The sequence below is a fragment of the Thermoactinospora rubra genome (genome assembly GCF_002093975.1).
Classification (GTDB): domain Bacteria; phylum Actinomycetota; class Actinomycetes; order Streptosporangiales; family Streptosporangiaceae; genus Nonomuraea; species Nonomuraea rubra_A.
Map to the genome: position 1 here is coordinate 117,068 of NZ_MSZZ01000005.1, position 18,211 is coordinate 135,278.

Here is an 18,211-nt window from a genome sequence, read left to right on the forward strand (position 1 = left end):
TCACCGGCCGCAGGCGTCACGGCAGCTACCAGAAGGCCCGGTGTTCCCCACGAAGCGCACCGGGCCGGCTCTGGTCGGAAGGCGTCAGCACTCAGCGGGCTTGAGCCACGAGCACTCCAGGTCGGGGTAGGTCTGCTGGGTGCGCAGCTCGGCTGCGGGCGCGGCGTCCGGCGCCGTGCGGCTGAACCGCGCCAGCCGTACCGCGATCTTGTCCTCGATGTCCTTGGGCGAGCTGGACAGGTACTGGTTCAGCATGATCGAGAACACCAGCGGCTCGCCCTCGGCGCTGGTGACATAGCCCGACAGCGAGGTCACGCCGGTCAGCGAGCCGGTCTTGGCGCGCACGTTCCCGGCGGCCGGGGTGCCGCGCATGCGGTTGCGCAGCGTGCCGCCCACGAACCGGTCGGGGTTGCCCGCGACCGGCAGCGAGTCGTACCACGCCTGGTACCACGGCTTGCCGCGCACCGCCAGCAGCAGCTGGGCGATCGAGGCGGCCGTGACGCCGTCGCGGCGCGACAGGCCCGAGCCGTCACGCAGGTTGAGCACCTGCACCCCCAGGCCCCGTGCGAAGTCGCCGGTCACCTTGAGCCCGGCCGCCCAGGTGCCCTGACCGGCCACCTTGCGCCCCATGGCCTTGGTGAGGATCTCGGCGTGCATGTTGTTGCTGAGCTTCATGAACGGCACGAGCAGCTCGCTCAGCGGCATGGACTCGTGCTCGGCCAGCTCGGCGGCCCCCTCGGGCGCGGCTCCGGAGACGGTCGGGCCGAGCACGCGCACGCCGTGCTTGGCCAGCGCCGAACGGAACAGCGAGGCGGCGTAGCGGGCGGGGTCGTCGACGGTGATCCACTCCGAGTACGGCTCGGCCACCGTGCCGGTGATGAGGACCGTGTTCGTGCCGTGCTGCCGTTCGATGAGGACGTCGGTGGACGAGCCGGCGGTCGCCTTGTTCACGATCTTGAGGTAGTCCGTCTCGGGCGTGGTGCCGACCTTGACCTTGCCGTCGGAGGCGGACACGGACACGATCACCGTGCCGGGGTCGTAGTCGCGGTCGGGCGAGGCGGTGAGGGCGGAGATCTGGGCGGCGTAGTACCAGGACTCGTCGTCCCAGGCCCAGTCCTGGCCCAGCCGTACCGAGTCGAACCACGTGTCGTCGGCGACCAGCTTGCCGGTGACGAGCTTGACGCCCTTGGCGGCCACGGCGGCGGCCAGCTTGTCGTAGTCCTCGGCCAGCATGGTGGGGTCGCCGGTGCCGCGCAGCACCAGGTCGCCGGTCACGACCGAGCCGGTCTGCCGCCCGGCGCGCAGGACGCTGGTCTGGAAGCGGTAGTCCAGGCCGAGCACCTCCGCCGCGGCGGCCGAGGTGAACAGCTTGGCGTTGGAGGCCGGCGTCATGAGCTTGCCGGCGTCGGTGGAGTAGAGCTCCTCGCCGGTGGCCGCGCTGCGGACCACCACCGCCGAGCGGGCGATGGCCAGGCGGTCGTCGCCGAGGATGAGGTTGATGTCCTTGGTCAGGTCGGCCACGCCTGGGGACGGGTCGACGGCGGTGGCGGGGCTGGAGCCCCACGCGAGGATCGCGACGAGCGCGCCCGCGACGAGCGATGCTGAGGTGCGCCGCATGGAATCTCCAAGGTGGGCTGAGGGTACTCGCTCGATCATGGGCGCGGGCGGCGCTCATGCAATCCGCAAATCTCCGTATTTTCGTGCGGTGCCGTTCTCGGAGGTCTGTCATAGATCGGCGGCATCTGCTCCTTCCCCCCAAGCGACCGCTCGGCTGTAATGTGGCAATGGTTCCGCGCAGCGTCCGCATCGGGTACGGCATCGGCTCCTTCTGCACGGGGACGTTCTCCACGGTCCCCGGCCTGTTGCTGCTGTTCTACCTGACCAACCACCTCGCCGTCCCGGCATGGCTGGCGGGCGTGGTGGTGTTCGCCCCCAAGGCCTGGGACATGCTGATCAACCCCTTCGTCGGCCAGTTATCCGACCGCGGCGGCTCGCGGCGGCCGTGGCTGCTGGCCGGCGCCCTCGCGCTGCCCCCGGCCTTCGCCCTCACCTTCGCCGCCCCGGAGCTGCGCGGCGTCCCGGCGGCGCTGTACGTGGGGGCGTTCTTCTTCCTCGCCGCCACGGCCTACGCCTTCTTCGAGGTGCCCTACAAGGCCATGCCCGCCGAGATGACCGACGACTACCACGAGCGCTCCTCGCTGCTGCAGTGGCGCATGATCTTCCTCGGCATGGCCATCCTGCTGTCGGGCGCCGTGGCCCCCGTGCTGGCAGGCGGCCCCGGCTACCACGTCATGGGCGTCGTCGTCGGCGTGGTGCTGCTGGCGGCCATGCTCGGGACCTACGCCGGTACGGCACGCGCCCCGGTCGTCGGCCACAGCGAGGCCGAGCCGTCCCTGGCCAGGCAGCTGGCCGTGGCGCGCACCAACAAGCACTTCCTGACGCTCCTGGGCCTGAGCTGCGCGCAGATGCTCGCGGCGGGCACGATGCTGGCGGCGGCGCCGTACCTGGCCACCTACGTCGTGGGCGACCCCGAGGCCACCACCACGCTGTTCGCCAGCCTGGTGGGGCCGATCCTGCTGACCATGCCGCTGTGGGTGTGGCTGGCCAGGCGGCTGGACAAGAAGGGCGCGATGCTGCTGTCGTCGGCGCTGTTCCTGGCCGGGGCGGCGGCCCTGGTGCTCACCCCGGCGCTCGGCGCGGTGTACGCCCACCTGTGCGTGCTCGTCGTGGGCGTCGGCTACGCGGGCATCCAGCTGCTGCAGTTCTCGATGATGGCCGACGTGATCGCCCACGACAACGCGACGACGGGCAGGCGCCGGGCGGGCGTGTTCACCGGGTTGTGGACGGCCTGCGAGACGGTCGTCTTCGCCCTGGGCGCGCTGGTGCTGAGCTGGGTGCTGGGCTGGGGCGGGTTCATCGAGTCCGACCCGGCCACGCCGGTGCGGCAGCCGGATTCGGCGATCCTGGCGGTGCAGCTCGGCGGCACGCTGCTGCCGGCCGCCTGCGTCGCGGTGGCGCTGGCGCTGACGCTGCGCTACAGGCTCACCGCGGCACAGATGGCTGCCCGGAGCTGAGCAGGAAGCCGCAGTCGCCGAAGGACACCTCGTCACCCGAGCGCACGCGGGCGGGGCCGACCAGGCGCCAGCCGTTCAGCCTGGTGCCGTTGAGCGAGCCGAGGTCGATGAGCATCCAGCTGCCGTCGGCCTCGCGCCGCAGCTCGGCGTGGACGCGCGAGACCGTCAGGTCCGACAGCACCAGGTCGCAGGCCGAGCCGCGGCCCACCACGAAGCGGTCGCGGGTCTCGGGCAGCGCCAGCTTGGGCAGCCTCGGCCGCCGCCAGGCGGACTGCACCCTGGCCACGAACTCCGACACCGACGCGACGGCGTCGGTCACGCGCTGCCGGAAGGTGTTGCGCGGCGGCAGGTCGGCGACCAGGTCGTCCAGTTCGTGGCGGCTGCGGGCGCGCAGGGCCATGTCGACGCGGCCGATGAAGGTCTCGGGGGACAGCCGTCCCTCGACGGCGCGGTCACGGAGCTCGTCGATGGCGCGATCGCGATCGCTGTCCGACGCCCGATACGGAGGTTGCGTCGAGCCCATGGTCCAGAGTATCGGGCGGAACCGCGGGCCGTGTCCAGAAAGCCCACTGTTGCCCTAGGCATACTGAGTATGCATACTGAGTATCCATGTCGATCAGATACGGTCTGCTCGCGTTGCTGAGCCGCGGCCCGCGCCACGGCTACCAGCTCCGCCAGGAGTTCGAGGCGTCCACAGGGGCGACCTGGCCGCTCAACATCGGCCAGGTCTACACGACGCTCTCGCGCCTGGAACGCGACGGCCTGATCCGGCAGGGCGAGGCCGACGAGCAGGGCCGCGTCGTCTACGAGATCACCGAGGCCGGTCGGGCCGAGGTCGAGCGATGGTTCGGCACCCCCGTCACTCCCGCCGACCGGCCTCGGGACGAGCTCGTCATCAAGCTCGCCATGGCCGTCGCCACGTGCCCGGACGCGCTGAAGGTGATCCAGGCCCAGCGCACCGCGTCCATGCGCGCCATGCAGGAGCTCACGCGCGCCAAGCGCGACACCGCCAGTCCCGCGCAGCGGCTGGTGCTCGATTCGATGATCTTCCAGGTGGAGGCCGAGCAACGCTGGCTGGACCACTGCGAAGCCGTGCTCAGGGAGGAGCAGTCATGACTGTCGTACGGCTGGCGAACGTCAGCCGGTCCTATGGGGAGGTCCACGCGCTCAGGAACGTGGACCTGGAGGTCGCCGCGGGCCGGCTTGTGGCGGTGATGGGTCCCTCGGGCTCGGGCAAGTCCACGCTGCTCAACCTGGCCGGCGGGCTCGACCTGCCCACCTCGGGCACGGTGACGCTGGAGGGCGTGGACCTGGCGGCCGTCAAGGACCTGGCCGCGCTGCGCCGCAGGAGCGTCGGCTACGTCTTCCAGGACCTCAACCTGATCCCGTCGCTGACCGCCGTGGAGAACGTGATGTTACCCCGCGAGCTCGACGGCGTCCGCGCCCGCCAGGCCAGGGCCGAGGCGCTTGCCGTACTGGAGGAGGTCGGGCTGGCGGAGGCGGCCGGCCGGTTCCCCGACGAGCTGTCCGGCGGGCAGCGCCAGCGCGTCGCCATCGCCCGGGCCCTGGTGGGGGAGCGGCGGCTGGTGCTGGCCGACGAGCCGACCGGCGCGCTGGACACCCGCACGGGCGACGAGATCCTCCAGCTGCTGCGCGGCCGGGCCGACGCCGGGGCCGCGGTGCTGCTGGTCACGCACGAGTCGCGCTACGCGGCCTGGGCGGACCGGGTGGTGTTCCTGCGCGACGGCGAGATCGCGGACTCCGCGCTGCTGGAGGAGGTCCGATGAGGGCGCTGCTGCGGCTGGCCTGGCGGGAGGCGCGGCGCACCAAGGGACGCAGCGCGCTCATCATCGCCCTCGTCGCGCTGCCGGTGGTCCTCGCGACCGGCCTGCTCACCGGCGGTCACACCGCCGACGTCTCCCTCCGCGAAGGGCTGCCGTCCCGGCTGGGCTCCGCCGACGCCTACGTCCGGGCCACCGAGACCGACGGGCCCGTGGAGCAGGACGCCGACGGCAGTTCCTACTCCTCCGGCGATCCCCGGGCCGCGCCGAGGACCGTGACCGCGCGGGAGGTGGCCGCCCTCCTCCCCGGCGCGCGGCTGATCCCCGTCTCCTACGGCTCCCTGTACGGCGTCGCCGGCCTGGACTTTCTCGGTGTGCTGGAGGCAGACCTCCGCGACCCCATGACGGCCGGAATGCGGCGGTTGGTCGAAGGACGGCTCCCGAGCGCGCCCGACGAGGTCGCGGTCTCGCCTCCGCTGCGCGGTCGCGACACGCTCACCACGCGGGTCGGCACGGTGCGGGTCGTGGGCGTGGTGGAGGACCCCTTCCACCCGCGGCGCCCGGAGCTGGTCGCGCTCCCGGGCAGCGTCCTGCGGACCGACGAGCGGTACGACGGGGAGAGCGCCTGGCTGGCGGACACCCCCGGGCCGGTCCTGTGGTCCGACGTGCGCCGGCTGAACAGCCGCGGCCTCGTGGTGTTCTCGCGAGCGGTGATCCAGAACCCGCCGGAACCGCCAGAAGACGAGGACCCGGCGGAGATCTCCATGGTCGTGGGCATCGGCGTGGCGATCTTCATGATCGTCCTGGAGACCGTGCTGCTGGCCGGGCCCGCCTTCGCCGTGGGGCTGCGCAGGCGTCGCGCGGAGCTCGCGATGATCGCCGCCCAGGGCGGGTCGGCGCGGCACCTGCGAGCCGTCGTGCTCGCGGACGGGCTCGTCCTCGGCGGGCTGGCGGCCGTCGCCGGCACGGGCCTCGGGATCGTCCTCGGCTGGGCCTTGGCCTGGGTGCTCAGCCGGTTCGGCGGGGCGCTGGGCCCGCTGGAGGTGCCGTGGTGGCCGGTGCTTGGCTGCGCGGCGCTTGGGCTGGCCAGCGGCGTGACCGCCGCGATCGTGCCCGCCGTGCAGGCCGCCCGGCAGAACACCGCCGCGGTCCTGGCGGGCCGATGGCCGCAGGCGCGCGCCCGGGCGGGCAAGCCGGTGCTGGGCCTGGCGCTCCTGCTGGCCGGGATCGCCGCGACCGCCGCCGCGCTGCGCGTCGGCGAGGTGTGGATCTTCGCGGCCATGGTCCTGGCCGTGGTGGGCCTGGTGGCGCTGATGCCGTGGCTGGTGGCCCGATCGGCGCGGGCGACCGGCCGCCTGCCCCTCCCGCTGCGGCTGGCCGTCCGCGACGCCTCCCGCCACCGGGTTCGTACGGCTTCCGCCGCCGCCGCGGTCATGGCCGCCACCACCGCGGTGCTGGCCTTCGGCATCGGCTTCTACTCCAACTACGTGGACAACCGCGACGCCTACTGGCCGGGAGCGCCCCATGGCACGCTGTTCGTCGGCGCGTGGCCGCGCACCGACGACGCGCGCTGGGCCTCGATCAAGGAGCAGGTCGCGCGGCGCCTGCCGGGAGTGCGTTTCGTCGAGGCCCGCGAGGCGGTGGGCCCGGGCAGCGGCGCCCGCGTCCGCCTGGCGCTGTGGCAGGACCTGTCGGCCTGTCCGCACCGCTGCAAGAACTACGCCGCCAACGGCGACCACGTCCCGATCGGCGACCAGCGGCTGCTCCGGCTGCTCCAGGGCCGCGACGACCCGGCGGCCGCCGCCGCGTTCGCGCGGGGCCGGGCCGTGGTGTTCGACCGCGACCTGGTCAGGGACGGCAAGCTACGGCTGAGGGTGCACAGCGACGGGCCCGGGCCGGGCCCGGATGTGGTGGAGGTGCCCGCGGTGCTCGCCGAAGCGGCCCAGCCGCGGCAGGGCGGCGCGGTGCTGCCCACCGCCGCGGTCGAGGAGCTGGGCATGAAGACACACGAACGGCGCCTGTACGCGCACTACCCGGCGGACGACGACGGGTTGCGCGAGGCGCTCGCCGACGCGGAGGTCCACCTGGAGACCGGCTACGAGAACTACGTCGAGCCGCAGCTGTGGGTGCTGTTCGGCGCGGCGCTGTTCCTGGTGCTGGGCGGCACGTTCGTGGCCACCCGGCTGGCCGCGGCCGACGCCCGCCCGGACCTGGCGATCGTCCACGCCATCGGCGGCACGCCCGGGCTGCGGCGCATGATGCTGGCCGGCCAGGCCGGCTACATCGCCGGACTGGGCGCGCTCACCGGCGCCGTGTCCGGCGCCGTCACGGGCGTCGCGCTGGCCTGGCCGATGACGGGCATCAGGAACGTGGGGACCTTCGGTCCCGGCCAGGCGTGGCCGGGACCGGCCGTGATCGCCGTCCCGTGGCCCTTCGTGGCCGGGGTCGTGATCGGCCTGCCGCTGCTGGCCGCGCTGGTGGCGGGGCTGTGCACGCGCAACGCCCCGCCGCCGCTCACCCGCCGGCCAACCTGAGACGGATCTTCGACTGCTTGTGCCGCCCCTCCCAGTCCTGCATGAACTCCCCGCGGAACCCGTGGCGGGCGGCCAGGTCGAGCAGCGTCTCGGTGCGGTAGTAGAAGTCCTCCCGCAGCACCTGGTGCTCCTTGCCCTCGGTGCGGTCGAAGGTGAAGTCGAACCAGCCGTCGCGCTTCATCACCCGGCCGACGTGCGCGAAGCACTCCTCGATCACCTCCAGCGGGGAGTGCGAGAAGACGCTGTGGGCGTGGACGACGTCGAAGTGGTCGTCGGGCAGGAAGCCCAGCCGCAGGTCGCGCACCGGCGTCAGGTGGGGCAGCTTGGCGGCCAGGCCGTACCTCTCCAGGGTGGCCTGCGCCTCGAACAGGATGTCCGGCGAGATGTCGATGCCGTAGTAGTTGCCCGTGTGGAGGTAGTCGATGAACAACCGGCCCGCGCGCAGGTTGCCGCAGCCGATCTCCAGCATGCGGTGCTCCGGCTTGAGCCCGTGCTCGACCAGGTAGTCGAACTGCAGCTGCCCGAGGGCGAGCCAGCGTTTGTGCGAGTGGGAGCCGACGGCCCCCTCGGGGCTGCGCGCGGTGTCGGACTTCATGACCGCGCGGTAGTAGGCGATGTGGTCGGGGGTGCGCAGGCGGTACCAGGTGTCCCTGGCCAGCCTGCGGACGTGCGGCACTATCCGATCCGGGTGCCGGATGGCGTACTGGATCTGGTGCAAGGGGTTGGTGCGCTTCATGCGGTCTCCTGAACCGTTCCCGCGGATTCAGGAAGCATAGCGTGGCGCGATTGCTCCCAGTGACGCAGTGATTTCAGTCCGTGACATCGGCGCATACCACGTGCGCCCCTATCTCGATCATCCGCCGCTCGCTGCGCGCGTCGGCGACGCGGGCCATCAGGATGGGCGCCTCGCTGGCCGCCAGCTGGGGCAGCCGGGCCCTGACGCCCCGGTGCAGGTCCCGCACGACGTCCTCGGCCGCCGACATGTGGACCTTGACGTGCAGCATGATCCCGGGCACGCCGGAGGCGGTCCGGGCCTCGGAGATCCACACGTGGTGGACCAGGGGGAAGTCCGCCAGCAGCGTGGCGATCGCCTTGCGCAGCGCGGGCAGGATCGGGTGGGTGCACCGCCGGTACCCGGGGTCGACCTGCTGCATCGGCCCGGACAGGTGGGGCCGGGGAGCGGGGACCCAGGCCTGCGCGGGGAAGGCCGCGGGGGCCGGGGCGGGCCACGGCTCGGCTCGCTCGGTCGTGGTGTTGCGCGACACGGTCGCCATGGCGCCGGTGGCGTACGCCGCGGGCACGGCCCCCGACAGGACGGGCGTGGGCCCGGTGCGGGTCGAGCGCAGGAAACGCCGCAGGTCCTCGATCGGTACGGCGGCCGCCGCCGGCCCCGCCGCGTCGATCACGATCTCCCGCACGCCGGTGACGCGCTGGATGTCGAGAATGGTGTCGGCGTCGCAGGCCGACAGGGAGTGGCTGCCGCGGTGGCGCGCGTAGGTGTCGGGCCCGGTGTAGCCGAGCAGCACCCTCTCGCCCGCCTGGGTGGTGCCCAGCACGACGGACCGGTCGGGCCGCACGGCCACCAGGACTCCGCCGTCGGCGAGCGCCGCCAGCAGGCTGTGCGGGGAGCCATGCTGGCGCAGCACGTTGGCGAGAGCGGGGTTCCCGATGCTCATATGACGCACCATAGGTAGTCGGCCACGACTTATCAGGCTAATGGCCAAGAAATCTACCGATCAAGACAAAGATGGAAGCGGCTTGAATGAGCCGCCGGGCCCCTGGGTACTGCCCACATCCTGGGACTCTCGTGAACGCATTCACAAGGGCCGATAGACTTTGAGGGATCCCATCGGGGGCCCGTCGCCGTGCCTCCGCCTGCCCGCCACTGTGTCAGCCACTGTGCCCGCCCAAAGGATCTCATCAGTGAACAAGCCCGTCGTCCTGGTCGCAGAGGAGCTCTCGGAGGCCGGTCTGGCCGTGCTCTCCGCCGACTTCGAGGTACGCCACACCGACGGCGCCGACCGCGCCCGGCTCCTGCCCGCCCTCGCCGACGTGGACGCCCTGATCGTCCGCTCCGCCACGCAGGTCGACGCGGAGGCCATCGCCGCCGCGCCGAAGCTGCGCGTCGTGGCCCGGGCCGGCGTCGGACTCGACAACGTCGACGTCGAGGCCGCCACCAAGGCCGGCGTGATGGTCGTCAACGCGCCGACCTCCAACATCACCAGCGCCGCCGAGCACACCGTCGCCCTCATCCTGGCCGCCGCGCGCAACGTCCCGCAGGCCCACGCCGCGCTCAAGCAGGGGGAGTGGAAGCGGTCCAAGTACACCGGCGTCGAGCTCGACGGCAAGGTCGTCGGCATCCTCGGGCTGGGCAAGATCGGCCAGCTGGTGGCCCAGCGCCTGCAGCCCTTCGGCGTCGAGCTGATCGCCTACGACCCCTACCTGCCCCCGGCCCGCGCCGCGCAGATGGGCGTGCGGCTGGTGGCCCTGGAGGAGCTGCTGAAGGCCGCCGACTTCATCACGGTGCACCTGCCCAAGTCCAAGGAGACCCTCGGCCTCATCGGCGACAAGGAGCTGCACCAGGTCAAGCCGACCGTGCGGATCGTCAACGTGGCGCGCGGCGGCATCGTGGACGAGAACGCCCTCTACTCGGCCATCAAGGAGGGCCGCGTCGCCGGCGCCGGCCTGGACGTCTTCGCCAAGGAGCCCTGCACCGACAGCCCCCTGTTCGAGCTGGACCAGGTCGTCGTCACCCCGCACCTGGGCGCCTCCACCCACGAGGCCCAGGAGAAGGCCGGCACCCAGGTGGCGCGCAGCGTCAAGCTGGCGCTGGCGGGCGAGTTCGTGCCCGACGCGGTCAACGTCCAGGGCGGCGTGGTCGCCGAGGACGTCAAGCCCGGCCTGCCGCTGGCCGAGAAGCTGGGCCGCGTGTTCACCGCGCTGGCCGGCGAGACCGCGACCAGGCTCGACGTGGAGGTGCGCGGCGAGATCGCCTCGCAGGACGTGCGGGTGCTGGAGCTGGCCGCGCTCAAGGGCGTCTTCACCGACGTGATCGAGGAGCAGGTCACCTACGTCAACGCCCCGCTGCTGGCCAAGGACCGCGGCCTGGCCGTGGAGCTGGTGACCAGCTCGGAGAGCCCCGACTGGCGCAACGTCGTCACCGTCCGTGGCGTGCTGGCCGACGGCCGCCAGGTGTCGGTGTCGGGCACGCTGTCCGGCCCCCGGCAGATCCAGAAGATCGTCGAGGTCAACGGCTACGAGATGGAGATCGAGCCGACCGACCACCTGGCGTTCTTCGCCTACACCGACCGGCCCGGCATCGTCGGCGTCGTCGGCCGCATCCTCGGCGACCACGCCATCAACATCGCCTCGATGCAGGTGGCCCGTGACGTGAAGGGCGGCAAGGCCCTCATCGCGCTCACCGTCGACTCGGCCATCCCCGCGGACGTGCTGGAGCAGATCGCGCAGGAGATCGGCGCGGAGAGCGGGCGTTCGGTCGACCTCACCGAGTAATCCCTGGTGGACGTCCTAGCATCTCACCATGTGAGATGCTAGGACGTCCTACGAGACGGGCTGGTATCCTGGCGGGAAATGCGCCAGGTACTCGTACTCATTACCTGCCGCGGCGAGGCCTGTTAGGGCAGGTCGACAACTCGCCGCGGTGTGTGGCGTTGCGTCGGCCGGTAAGTCCCTACCCGTCCCGGGGTCCCGCGATCCGGGCCCGTGGACACCAGGCCCGGTTGGATTCGCGACCGGAGTCCGACTCCCACCCCGTACGCCCGCGAACTGAGACGAGTAACACCATGTACGACATGTATCCGTGGAACCGCGCCGACGAGAGCGAGAACGAGGCCGCCGAGGCCCTGCAGACCGCGCTGGACCGGCGGGACAACGGCGGCCAGCCCCAGCACTGAGCCCGTCCGGGGCCGCCGCTGAGCCTGGCCTTAGGCCAGGATCTCCACCGTCCCGCGCCCGCCGTCGACCCTGATCCGGTCGCCGTCGTGGATGCGCGCCGTCGCGTTGCCCGTCCCGACGACCGCCGGGATGCCCAGCTCCCGCGCCACGATCGAGGCGTGCGACAGCGGCGCGCCGACGTCGGTGACGACCGCCGCCGCGCGGGGGAACAGCGGCGTCCACCCCACGTTGGTGATCGTGGTGACCAGGATCTCGCCCTGCGCGAGCCGGTCGCCCTCGGCCATGGAGCGGATCACCCGCGCCGTCCCCTCCACCACGCCCGCCGCGCCCGCGAACCCGGTGATGGTGCTCGACGGCGGCGAGCTCTGCGCGGTCTCGTCGAACAGGTCGGCACGCCGGTCCGGATCGGCGGCCCACCGCTCGGGGCTGAAGCGTCCCCGGATCAGCCCGGGGTACGGCGGCAGCGACCGGTAGTGCTCATACGCCGCGCGCCGCCGGGGCACCCGCGCGAGCGGCTCGCGCGAGCCGCGCAGCACCCGGAGGATCTCCGGCAGGGTGAGGAAGAACACGTCCTCGCCGACGCCGCTCACCTCGCCCGCGCGCAGCACGAACGCCCGCAGCACCCAGAACGCGCGGATCATCTCCGAGCGGGTCTCCTCCCGCTGCTGCACGATCCGCCCCCAGCGCTCGATCTTGCGCCGCGTCCTGGCGGCCAGCCTGGGGTCGCGCTCGCGGAAGCGCCGCCAGGCCGCCTCGGCGGCCTCGTCCTGGCGCCGCAGCAGCTCGGCGGGGTCGGTGGTGAGCCCGGCCAGCTGCTTGTCGATCCAGCCGGGGTCCTCGGCGGGCCGCGGCGCCGACACCTCGAACTCGTCCGGGCACCGGTGCCCGTAACGCCGCGCGTAGGTCTCGCGGTCGATCTCGCCGCGCTTCAGCCGGGCCAGCCCCAGCAGCGGGCCCAGGCTCTCCAGCCGGTTGCCGCCCACCTGGATGCCCGAGGTCAGGGCGTTGGCGTCGGCCTCGCCGACCAGCCTGGCCAGCCGGTTGCGGAGGAAGACCAGCGCCCCGCCGTCCTGGCGTCCCGCGGCGGCCAGCATGTGGTTGCACTCGCGGAAGTACGGCTCGATCTCGCGCGTCCACAGCGTCACCAGGTCCTCGCTGGCCGCGATCCTGTCGCGCAGCGCCTGGCTCCGGTCGGCCGCGGTGGCGACGAACTCCGGGATCCGCTTGACGTATTTGCCCAGCGCCACACGGCCCCGCAGGATCGGCGGCAGCTCCCTCAGCACGCGCCACCGCGACATCGGCAGCAGCGGGACCTCCAGGCCCTCGGGCAGCCTGCCGAGCACCGGCTCCTGCGCGGCCTGCAGCTTCTTCCTCATGCCCAGCGCCGCCGCCAGCGACGCCGTGGCGCTGAGGTTCATGTAGAAGCGGCCGCCGATGTTCCCGCACAGGGGATGCCCGGCGAGCTCGCTGAAGATCATGACGTCCTTCATGAACCGCTGCACGAGCGACCAGGTGCAGGGCGTCATGACGCTGGGGATCGCCTCGCCGAGGTTGGTGTTCGTCCACAGGTAGTCGCCCCTGAGCGAGTCGTTCCACTCCTCCCGCTGCCCGGTGATCGGCCTGGCCTGCAGGATGGCGAACTCGCCGTCGCGCAGCGCCCACTCCACGTCCATGGGCACGCCGTACAGCTCCTCGATCCGCATGCCCAGCCCGGCCAGCCGTACGGCCTGCTCGGCGGACAGGACCGGCCGGTCGCGCAGGCCGGCGGGCACGGGCTCCTCGCGGGTGCCGTCCTCGGTCCGCACGGTCCTGACGGCCTTGGCGGCGACCTTGTGGTCCACCACGGTACGGCTGCCGCGGTCCACGGTGATCGTGTCGGGGGTGACGAGCCCGCCGACGACGGCTTCGCCGAGTCCCCAGGCGGCGTTGACGACCAGGCGGCCGCCCTCGTCGGTGAACATGACGCCGGCGGCGTCGGCGGGGACGAGCTCCTGGACCACGACGGCGAGCGCGACCTCCTCGTGCGGGACGCCGTTGCGTTCGCGGTAGGCGATGGCGCGCTCGGTCCACAGCGAGGCCCAGCAGCGGCGCACCGCCTCCAGCAGCCGTTCGCCGCCGCGGACGTTGAGGAAGGTCTCCTGCTGCCCGGCGAACGACATGCCCGGCAGGTCCTCGGCGGTCGCCGACGAGCGCACGGCCACGGCCGGCTCGCCGCCGAGCTTGGCGTAGGCGGCCAGGACGTCGCCGGCCAGGTCGGCGGGGATCTCGTGCTCGGTGATGAGCCTCGCCATCTCCTGCGGGCGCCCGGTCAGCCCGTGCTCGGCCACGAAGCGCCGGTAGGCGTGGGTGGTGACGTGGAAGCCGTCCGGCACCGGCAGCCCGGCCCGTGCCAGCCGGGCGAGCGAGGCGCCCTTGCCGCCCACGGTCGGCAGGTCGGCTCTGGGGTCGTCCAGCGCAAGCGTGTTCATAGGCTCATGTCCAGTTTCCTCCGGGCGATCTCCAGAGCCCGGTCGAGGTAGTCGGTGGTGGCCGCGACGACCCGCTCGGCGACCTGCGGCGTGATGGGGCTGCCGGATTCCAGGGTCCGCTGGATGGTCTCGGCGAGCAGGTCGGCGCGGCGTTCGACGCCGACGGACGCCGACGGCGGGGTGAGGAAGAAGCCGTACAGGGCGGTCAGGAGGACGTCCTGCTGTTCCTCGGGCGTCAGGTCCTGGCGTAGCAGGCCGTGCTCGCGCATGGCCTCCAGGTAGCTGTGGACGGCGGCGAGGGCGTCGGCCATGCGGTCGGGGTTGTCGTGCTTGAGCCTGAGCAGCGAGCCGAGGATCTCGCGGTCGTCGAACATGAACGCCCTGAGCAGTGGCCGCGCCAGCACCTCCAGGGCCATCAGGCGCATGAGCGAGCCGACCGACTCGGCGTGGTCGGCCATGCGCTCCCGCAGCGCCTCCAGCAGGGAGACGCGCTCCCGGCGCAGCAGCGCGGCGAACAGCTCGTCGCGGCTCTTCCAGTGCAGGTAGAGGGTTCCCTTGGCGACGTGCGCGGCCCGGGCGACGTCGTCGAGCGTGGTCTTGTCGTAGCCCCAGCGCTCGATCAGCTCGGCGGCGGCGTCGAGGATCCGGTTCGCGCGCGCCCGCCGTTGCTCGGGGGTCTGCCGCCGTCGATCCATGATGACTCCATGACTAGATGTTCTCTTCTAGTCATACATCTGAGAAACGGCGGGCGACAACTCGGGGTGGGTTTGTGGCGGAAACGACAGAATCCGCAAGGGGGTCGATCCCCTTGCGGATTCTGAGGATTCCGCGGCCTGCCTACAGGGCGGTGTGCTCTATAGGGCCGTGGCGACGGGCATCGCGGGCGGCGGCTCCTGCCGTTCCTTGACGAGCCGGATCCACCGGGCGACGCCCTGCGGGTCGGGCCGTACCGCGCCCACGAAGGCCCGGCGCCGCCAGGCGCTCAGCTTCTCCTCCTTCACCACCTCGCCGGTGCGCGGGGAGTGGACCATGTAGCCGGGCCGGGAGATCATGCCCACGTGGCCGAGGTTGCTGAAGAAGACCAGGTCGCCGGGCCTGAGGTCGTCCCAGGCGATCTTCCTGGAGAAGGCGTGGTACTGCTGGGCCGCGGTCCTGGGCAACCGGATGCCGGCGCTCTCGTAGGCCCGCAGCATCAGGCCGGAGCAGTCGTACCCGCGTTCGCTGGCTCCGCCGTACACGTAAGGCGTGCCGCGCTTGTCCAGCGCGTAGTCGAGTGCGACCTTCCAGGCGGGGGTTCTGGTCGGCTTGGTGCGGATCTGCTGGAGCTCGGCGCCGGTGAGCGTCAGAACCGAGGGGTCCGAGGCGGCCTGCGCCGGAGCGGGAGTGAGGGAAAGGGCGATCGTTGTGAATGCGGTTGCCGACACGGCAACGGCGGCGATGCGAGACAGGGGGAGATTCCTTCCATCCTGCCTACCGGGTTAGCTGACGGGCGCGGGCCTGGAAGTGGCCCTACGGCATGCGAGCCGATTAGCCCCAAGGGGAAAGGGTGGGTCCCCGGTTCCACCGCGAACGGCGCGGTGGATTCGGCCCGACGGACTCTAACGAAACGGTCAAAAGACCGCAAATCTGACAAAGGGCTCGTGTCCGCGAATTGAGACGATGTGCTCGTACGGCGAGACGGACCCGGTAAGGTACCTCCATGGAGTCGAGCAACATCCGCCTGGCCGTCATCCCCGGAGACGGGATCGGCCCCGAGGTCGTCGCCGAAGGGCTCAAGGTCCTCGGCGCGGTCGCCGCCAAGGTCGAAACCGTTCACTACGACCTCGGCGCGGCCCGCTACCACCGCACCGGCGAGACCCTGCCCGACTCCGTCCTCGAGGAGCTGCGCGGCTACGACGCCATCCTGCTCGGCGCCGTCGGCGACCCCAGCGTGCCGCCCGGCGTCCTGGAGCGCGACCTGCTGCTGCGCCTGCGCTTCGAGCTCGACCACTACGTCAACCTGCGCCCGGTCAAGCTCTTCCCCGGCGTGGAGACCCCGCTCGCCGACACCCGGCCCGAGGACATCGACATGATCGTCGTCCGTGAGGGCACCGAGGGGCTCTACGCGGGCGCGGGCGGCGTCCTGCGGCGCGGCACGCCGCAGGAGATCGCCACCCAGGAGTCGTTCAACACCGCCTACGGCGTCGAGCGCGTGGTCCGCTACGCCTTCGCCAAGGCCGCCGCGCGTCCCCGCAAGAAGCTCACGCTCGTCCACAAGACCAACGTGCTGACCTACGCCGGAGACCTGTGGCAGCGCACCGTCAACCGCGTCGCCGCCGAGTTCCCCGACGTCACCACCGACTACCAGCACATCGACGCGGCCTCGATGTTCTTCGTCAACCAGCCGCAGCGCTTCGACGTGATCGTCACCGACAACCTCTTCGGCGACATCATCACCGACATCGGCGCGGCCATCGCCGGCGGCATCGGCCTGGCCGCCAGCGGCAACGTCAACCCCGACCGCACCGCGCCCAGCATGTTCGAGCCGGTCCACGGCAGCGCGCCCGACATCGCCGGTCAGGGCAAGGCCGACCCCACCGCGACCATCCTGTCGGTCGCCATGCTCCTGGACCACCTCGGCCTGACCGCCGAGGCGGCCCGCGTCGAGCAGGCCGTGGCCGACGACATCATCGAGCGCCAGACCGGGTGGCAGGCCCGCACCACCCACGAGATCGGCGACGACATCGCGGCACGAGTAGCCGGCGGCGCCTGACCGCCGCACGCGGCCGGGCGCCTTCAGGGCTCGGCCGCCTCGCCTCACCCAACGCCTGGTGGCAGCAGAGCCACCAGGCGTTCTTTTTACGTCCTAGTAAATGCCCTACCCTGTGCAACGCAGGATGGGTTCACGTCCGCACAGCAAAGAGAAGGATTTCCGCCATGACCACCGCTTCGCAGCTCAGCTTCCACGTGCAGCTCTCCGACCACGCTCGCACCGCGGCCGAGCGCGAGCAGGTACTGGCCAACCCCGGCTTCGGCCAATACTTCACCGACCACATGATCGCGATCGACTACACCGAGGAGCGCGGCTGGCACGACGCGCGGCTCCAGCCGTACGCGCCGCTCGTCCTCGACCCGGCCACCGCGGTGTTCCACTACGCGCAGGAGCTCTTCGAGGGGCTCAAGGCGTACCGCCAGGCCGGCGGCTCGATCGTGACCTTCCGCCCCTACGCCAACGCCGCGCGCTTCAACAAGTCCTGCCGGCGCATGGCGATGCCGGAACTGCCCGAGGAGACCTTCGTCGAGTCGCTCGAGCTGCTCGTCCAGACCGACCGCGAGTGGGTGCCCACGACCGAGGGACACAGCCTCTACCTGCGCCCCTTCGTCATCGCCACCCAGGTCGGCCTGGGCGTGAACTACCCGTCCAAGAGCTACCGCTTCATGGTCATCGCCTCGCCGGCCGCCTCCTACTTCGCGGGCGGGATCAAGCCGGTCTCGGTGTGGCTGTCGACCGAGTACACGCGCGCCGCGCCCGGCGGCACGGGCGCGGCCAAGTGCGGCGGCAACTACGCGGCGGCCTTCGTCGCCCAGCGGCAGGCGGTCGAGCAGGGATGCGACCAGGTGGTCTGGCTGGACGCGGTCGAGCACCGGTTCGTCGAGGAGATGGGCGGGATGAACCTGTTCTTCGTCTTCGGCGACAAGCTGCTCACCCCGGCGCTCACGGGCACGCTCCTGCCGGGCATCACGCGCGACTCCATCCTCACCCTGGCCGGGGACCTCGGCCTCGAAGCCGTGGAGGGCCGCATCTCCATCGAGGAGTGGCAGGCCGGATGCGAGTCCGGGGAGCTCACCGAGGTGTTCGCGTGCGGAACCGCGGCCGTCGTCACGCCCGTGGGGACGGTCAAGGGCGCCGACCGGGCCTGGACGGTGGGTGACGGGACGCCGGGGCCGGTGACCATGCGGATCCGGGAGGAACTGCTCGGCATCCAGTACGGCATGCGTCCCGACCGGCACGGGTGGATCCACAAGATCGCTTAGCTCGTTTCGGGAAGTCCAGGCGCCTTCGCCCACCCGTTGCGCGCCTGGACTTCCACGCGCCTGGCGGCGTACCGCTCGGGGCTGCGCCCCTCGCTTGAAAACCTGTCGTGCGCCTGAACCCCTACGCGCCTGATGCCCATCCTGGTTGCGTGCCCTGGCGGCGCCTCTCCGCGCGAGCGTGCGGCCTTCGGAGCCGACTCACGCGGGAGCAGCGCGGCCCGGCGAGAGCAGCGGACGCGATCAGCGTCATGACTTGGACAGAGTGTCACCCGAGATGCGGCAGCGTGCGTGCCCCCATGGTAAGTGCCACCGGCGGACTCGGCTCCGGGATGACGGCGGACGTGATCACGGTCGTCGGTGGCTGCGGTAAGCCCGAGCAGACCAGGGCCAGAAGCCAAGATCGTTCCTCCAGCGGGGGCCTCCAG

Annotated in this window: 14 protein-coding genes and 1 riboswitch; of the genes, 7 read left to right on the forward strand and 7 right to left on the reverse strand. The window is 71.8% G+C overall.

Annotated features, from left to right (window positions below; genetic code table 11):
• Positions 1–84 precede the first annotated feature (84 nt).
• Positions 85–1,617, reverse strand: coding sequence for a D-alanyl-D-alanine carboxypeptidase/D-alanyl-D-alanine endopeptidase (gene dacB / locus BSB02_RS17480; protein ID WP_084960046.1), 1,533 nt, complete (start codon positions 1,615–1,617; stop codon positions 85–87).
• A 167-nt stretch (positions 1,618–1,784) separates the two neighbouring features.
• Between dacB and BSB02_RS17485 the strand changes: the two genes are divergently transcribed.
• Entirely contained in the window at positions 1,785–3,074 is a 1,290-nt protein-coding gene (locus BSB02_RS17485) for an MFS transporter (protein ID WP_084960047.1), read from the forward strand.
• Here the strand turns inward: BSB02_RS17485 and BSB02_RS17490 are convergent.
• Positions 3,043–3,597, reverse strand: coding sequence for a DUF1707 and FHA domain-containing protein (locus BSB02_RS17490; protein WP_084960048.1), 555 nt, complete (start codon positions 3,595–3,597; stop codon positions 3,043–3,045). The two genes, BSB02_RS17485 and BSB02_RS17490, sit on opposite strands and share 32 nt — an antisense overlap.
• An 86-nt stretch (positions 3,598–3,683) precedes the next feature.
• On the opposite strand from BSB02_RS17490, the gene BSB02_RS17495 reads away from it, so the two are divergent.
• From BSB02_RS17495 to BSB02_RS17505, 3 genes are read left to right on the forward strand one after another with little or no spacing between them, the layout of a single operon-like run.
• Positions 3,684–4,190 (forward strand): PadR family transcriptional regulator, encoded by a 507-nt coding sequence (locus BSB02_RS17495; protein WP_084960049.1) that lies wholly within the window; start codon positions 3,684–3,686, stop codon positions 4,188–4,190.
• Entirely contained in the window at positions 4,187–4,861 is a 675-nt protein-coding gene (locus BSB02_RS17500; protein WP_084960050.1) for an ABC transporter ATP-binding protein, read from the forward strand. Before BSB02_RS17495 ends, BSB02_RS17500 begins: the two co-directional genes overlap by 4 nt.
• Positions 4,858–7,389: an ABC transporter permease gene (locus BSB02_RS17505; protein ID WP_084960051.1), complete on the forward strand. Its 2,532-nt coding sequence runs from the start codon at positions 4,858–4,860 to the stop codon at positions 7,387–7,389. Before BSB02_RS17500 ends, BSB02_RS17505 begins: the two co-directional genes overlap by 4 nt.
• Here the strand turns inward: BSB02_RS17505 and BSB02_RS17510 are convergent.
• Both BSB02_RS17510 and BSB02_RS17515 read right to left on the reverse strand, forming a co-directional pair.
• Positions 7,370–8,125 carry a class I SAM-dependent methyltransferase gene (locus tag BSB02_RS17510; RefSeq protein WP_084960052.1) on the reverse strand — a complete coding sequence of 252 codons (756 nt, stop codon included), beginning with the start codon at positions 8,123–8,125 and terminating at the stop codon, positions 7,370–7,372. The two genes, BSB02_RS17505 and BSB02_RS17510, sit on opposite strands and share 20 nt — an antisense overlap.
• Positions 8,126–8,198: 73 nt before the next feature.
• Positions 8,199–9,065 (reverse strand): hypothetical protein, encoded by an 867-nt coding sequence (locus BSB02_RS17515; protein WP_084960053.1) that lies wholly within the window; start codon positions 9,063–9,065, stop codon positions 8,199–8,201.
• A 247-nt stretch (positions 9,066–9,312) separates the two neighbouring features.
• Between BSB02_RS17515 and serA the strand changes: the two genes are divergently transcribed.
• The gene (gene serA, locus BSB02_RS17520) at positions 9,313–10,902 is read left to right on the forward strand and encodes a phosphoglycerate dehydrogenase (protein WP_084960054.1); all 1,590 of its coding nucleotides are present in this window, start codon (positions 9,313–9,315) and stop codon (positions 10,900–10,902) included.
• Positions 10,903–11,333: 431 nt separating this feature from the next.
• Here the strand turns inward: serA and BSB02_RS17525 are convergent, their stop codons facing one another.
• The 3 genes from BSB02_RS17525 to BSB02_RS17535 form a co-directional block, all read right to left on the reverse strand.
• Positions 11,334–13,772, reverse strand: a complete 2,439-nt coding sequence (locus BSB02_RS17525) for a PEP/pyruvate-binding domain-containing protein (RefSeq protein WP_084960055.1) — start codon at positions 13,770–13,772, stop codon at positions 11,334–11,336.
• A complete protein-coding gene (locus BSB02_RS17530; RefSeq protein WP_084960056.1) occupies positions 13,769–14,467 on the reverse strand; it encodes a TetR/AcrR family transcriptional regulator in 699 nt (232 codons plus the stop codon). Before BSB02_RS17530 ends, BSB02_RS17525 begins: the two co-directional genes overlap by 4 nt.
• A 159-nt stretch (positions 14,468–14,626) precedes the next feature.
• On the reverse strand, positions 14,627–15,196 hold the full coding sequence (locus tag BSB02_RS17535; RefSeq protein WP_158088663.1) for a C40 family peptidase: 570 nt from the start codon (positions 15,194–15,196) through the stop codon (positions 14,627–14,629).
• 28 nt (positions 15,197–15,224) lie between these two features.
• Positions 15,225–15,371, reverse strand: a riboswitch (cyclic di-AMP (ydaO/yuaA leader).
• 100 nt (positions 15,372–15,471) lie between these two features.
• On the opposite strand from BSB02_RS17535, the gene BSB02_RS17540 reads away from it, so the two are divergent.
• Entirely contained in the window at positions 15,472–16,524 is a 1,053-nt protein-coding gene (locus BSB02_RS17540) for a 3-isopropylmalate dehydrogenase (protein WP_084960058.1), read from the forward strand.
• Between the two features lie 164 nt (positions 16,525–16,688).
• On the forward strand, positions 16,689–17,786 hold the full coding sequence (locus tag BSB02_RS17545; protein WP_084960059.1) for a branched-chain amino acid aminotransferase: 1,098 nt from the start codon (positions 16,689–16,691) through the stop codon (positions 17,784–17,786).
• The last annotated feature ends 425 nt before the right edge of the window (positions 17,787–18,211 follow it).

What these genes read in the sequence shown, in the direction of transcription:
- BSB02_RS17495 (WP_084960049.1), top strand. Translation starts at nt 3,684, where the DNA reads ATGTCGATCAGATACGGTCTGCTCGCGTTGCTGAGCCGCGGCCCGCGC.
- BSB02_RS17505 (WP_084960051.1), top strand. Translation starts at nt 4,858, where the DNA reads ATGAGGGCGCTGCTGCGGCTGGCCTGGCGGGAGGCGCGGCGCACCAAG.
- BSB02_RS17515 (WP_084960053.1), bottom strand. Translation starts at nt 9,065, where the DNA reads ATGAGCATCGGGAACCCCGCTCTCGCCAACGTGCTGCGCCAGCATGGC.
- dacB (WP_084960046.1), bottom strand. Translation starts at nt 1,617, where the DNA reads ATGCGGCGCACCTCAGCATCGCTCGTCGCGGGCGCGCTCGTCGCGATC.
- BSB02_RS17525 (WP_084960055.1), bottom strand. Translation starts at nt 13,772, where the DNA reads ATGAACACGCTTGCGCTGGACGACCCCAGAGCCGACCTGCCGACCGTG.
- BSB02_RS17510 (WP_084960052.1), bottom strand. Translation starts at nt 8,125, where the DNA reads ATGAAGCGCACCAACCCCTTGCACCAGATCCAGTACGCCATCCGGCAC.
- BSB02_RS17530 (WP_084960056.1), bottom strand. Translation starts at nt 14,467, where the DNA reads ATGGATCGACGGCGGCAGACCCCCGAGCAACGGCGGGCGCGCGCGAAC.
- BSB02_RS17540 (WP_084960058.1), top strand. Translation starts at nt 15,472, where the DNA reads ATGGAGTCGAGCAACATCCGCCTGGCCGTCATCCCCGGAGACGGGATC.
- BSB02_RS17490 (WP_084960048.1), bottom strand. Translation starts at nt 3,597, where the DNA reads ATGGGCTCGACGCAACCTCCGTATCGGGCGTCGGACAGCGATCGCGAT.
- BSB02_RS17500 (WP_084960050.1), top strand. Translation starts at nt 4,187, where the DNA reads ATGACTGTCGTACGGCTGGCGAACGTCAGCCGGTCCTATGGGGAGGTC.
- BSB02_RS17545 (WP_084960059.1), top strand. Translation starts at nt 16,689, where the DNA reads ATGACCACCGCTTCGCAGCTCAGCTTCCACGTGCAGCTCTCCGACCAC.
- BSB02_RS17485 (WP_084960047.1), top strand. Translation starts at nt 1,785, where the DNA reads ATGGTTCCGCGCAGCGTCCGCATCGGGTACGGCATCGGCTCCTTCTGC.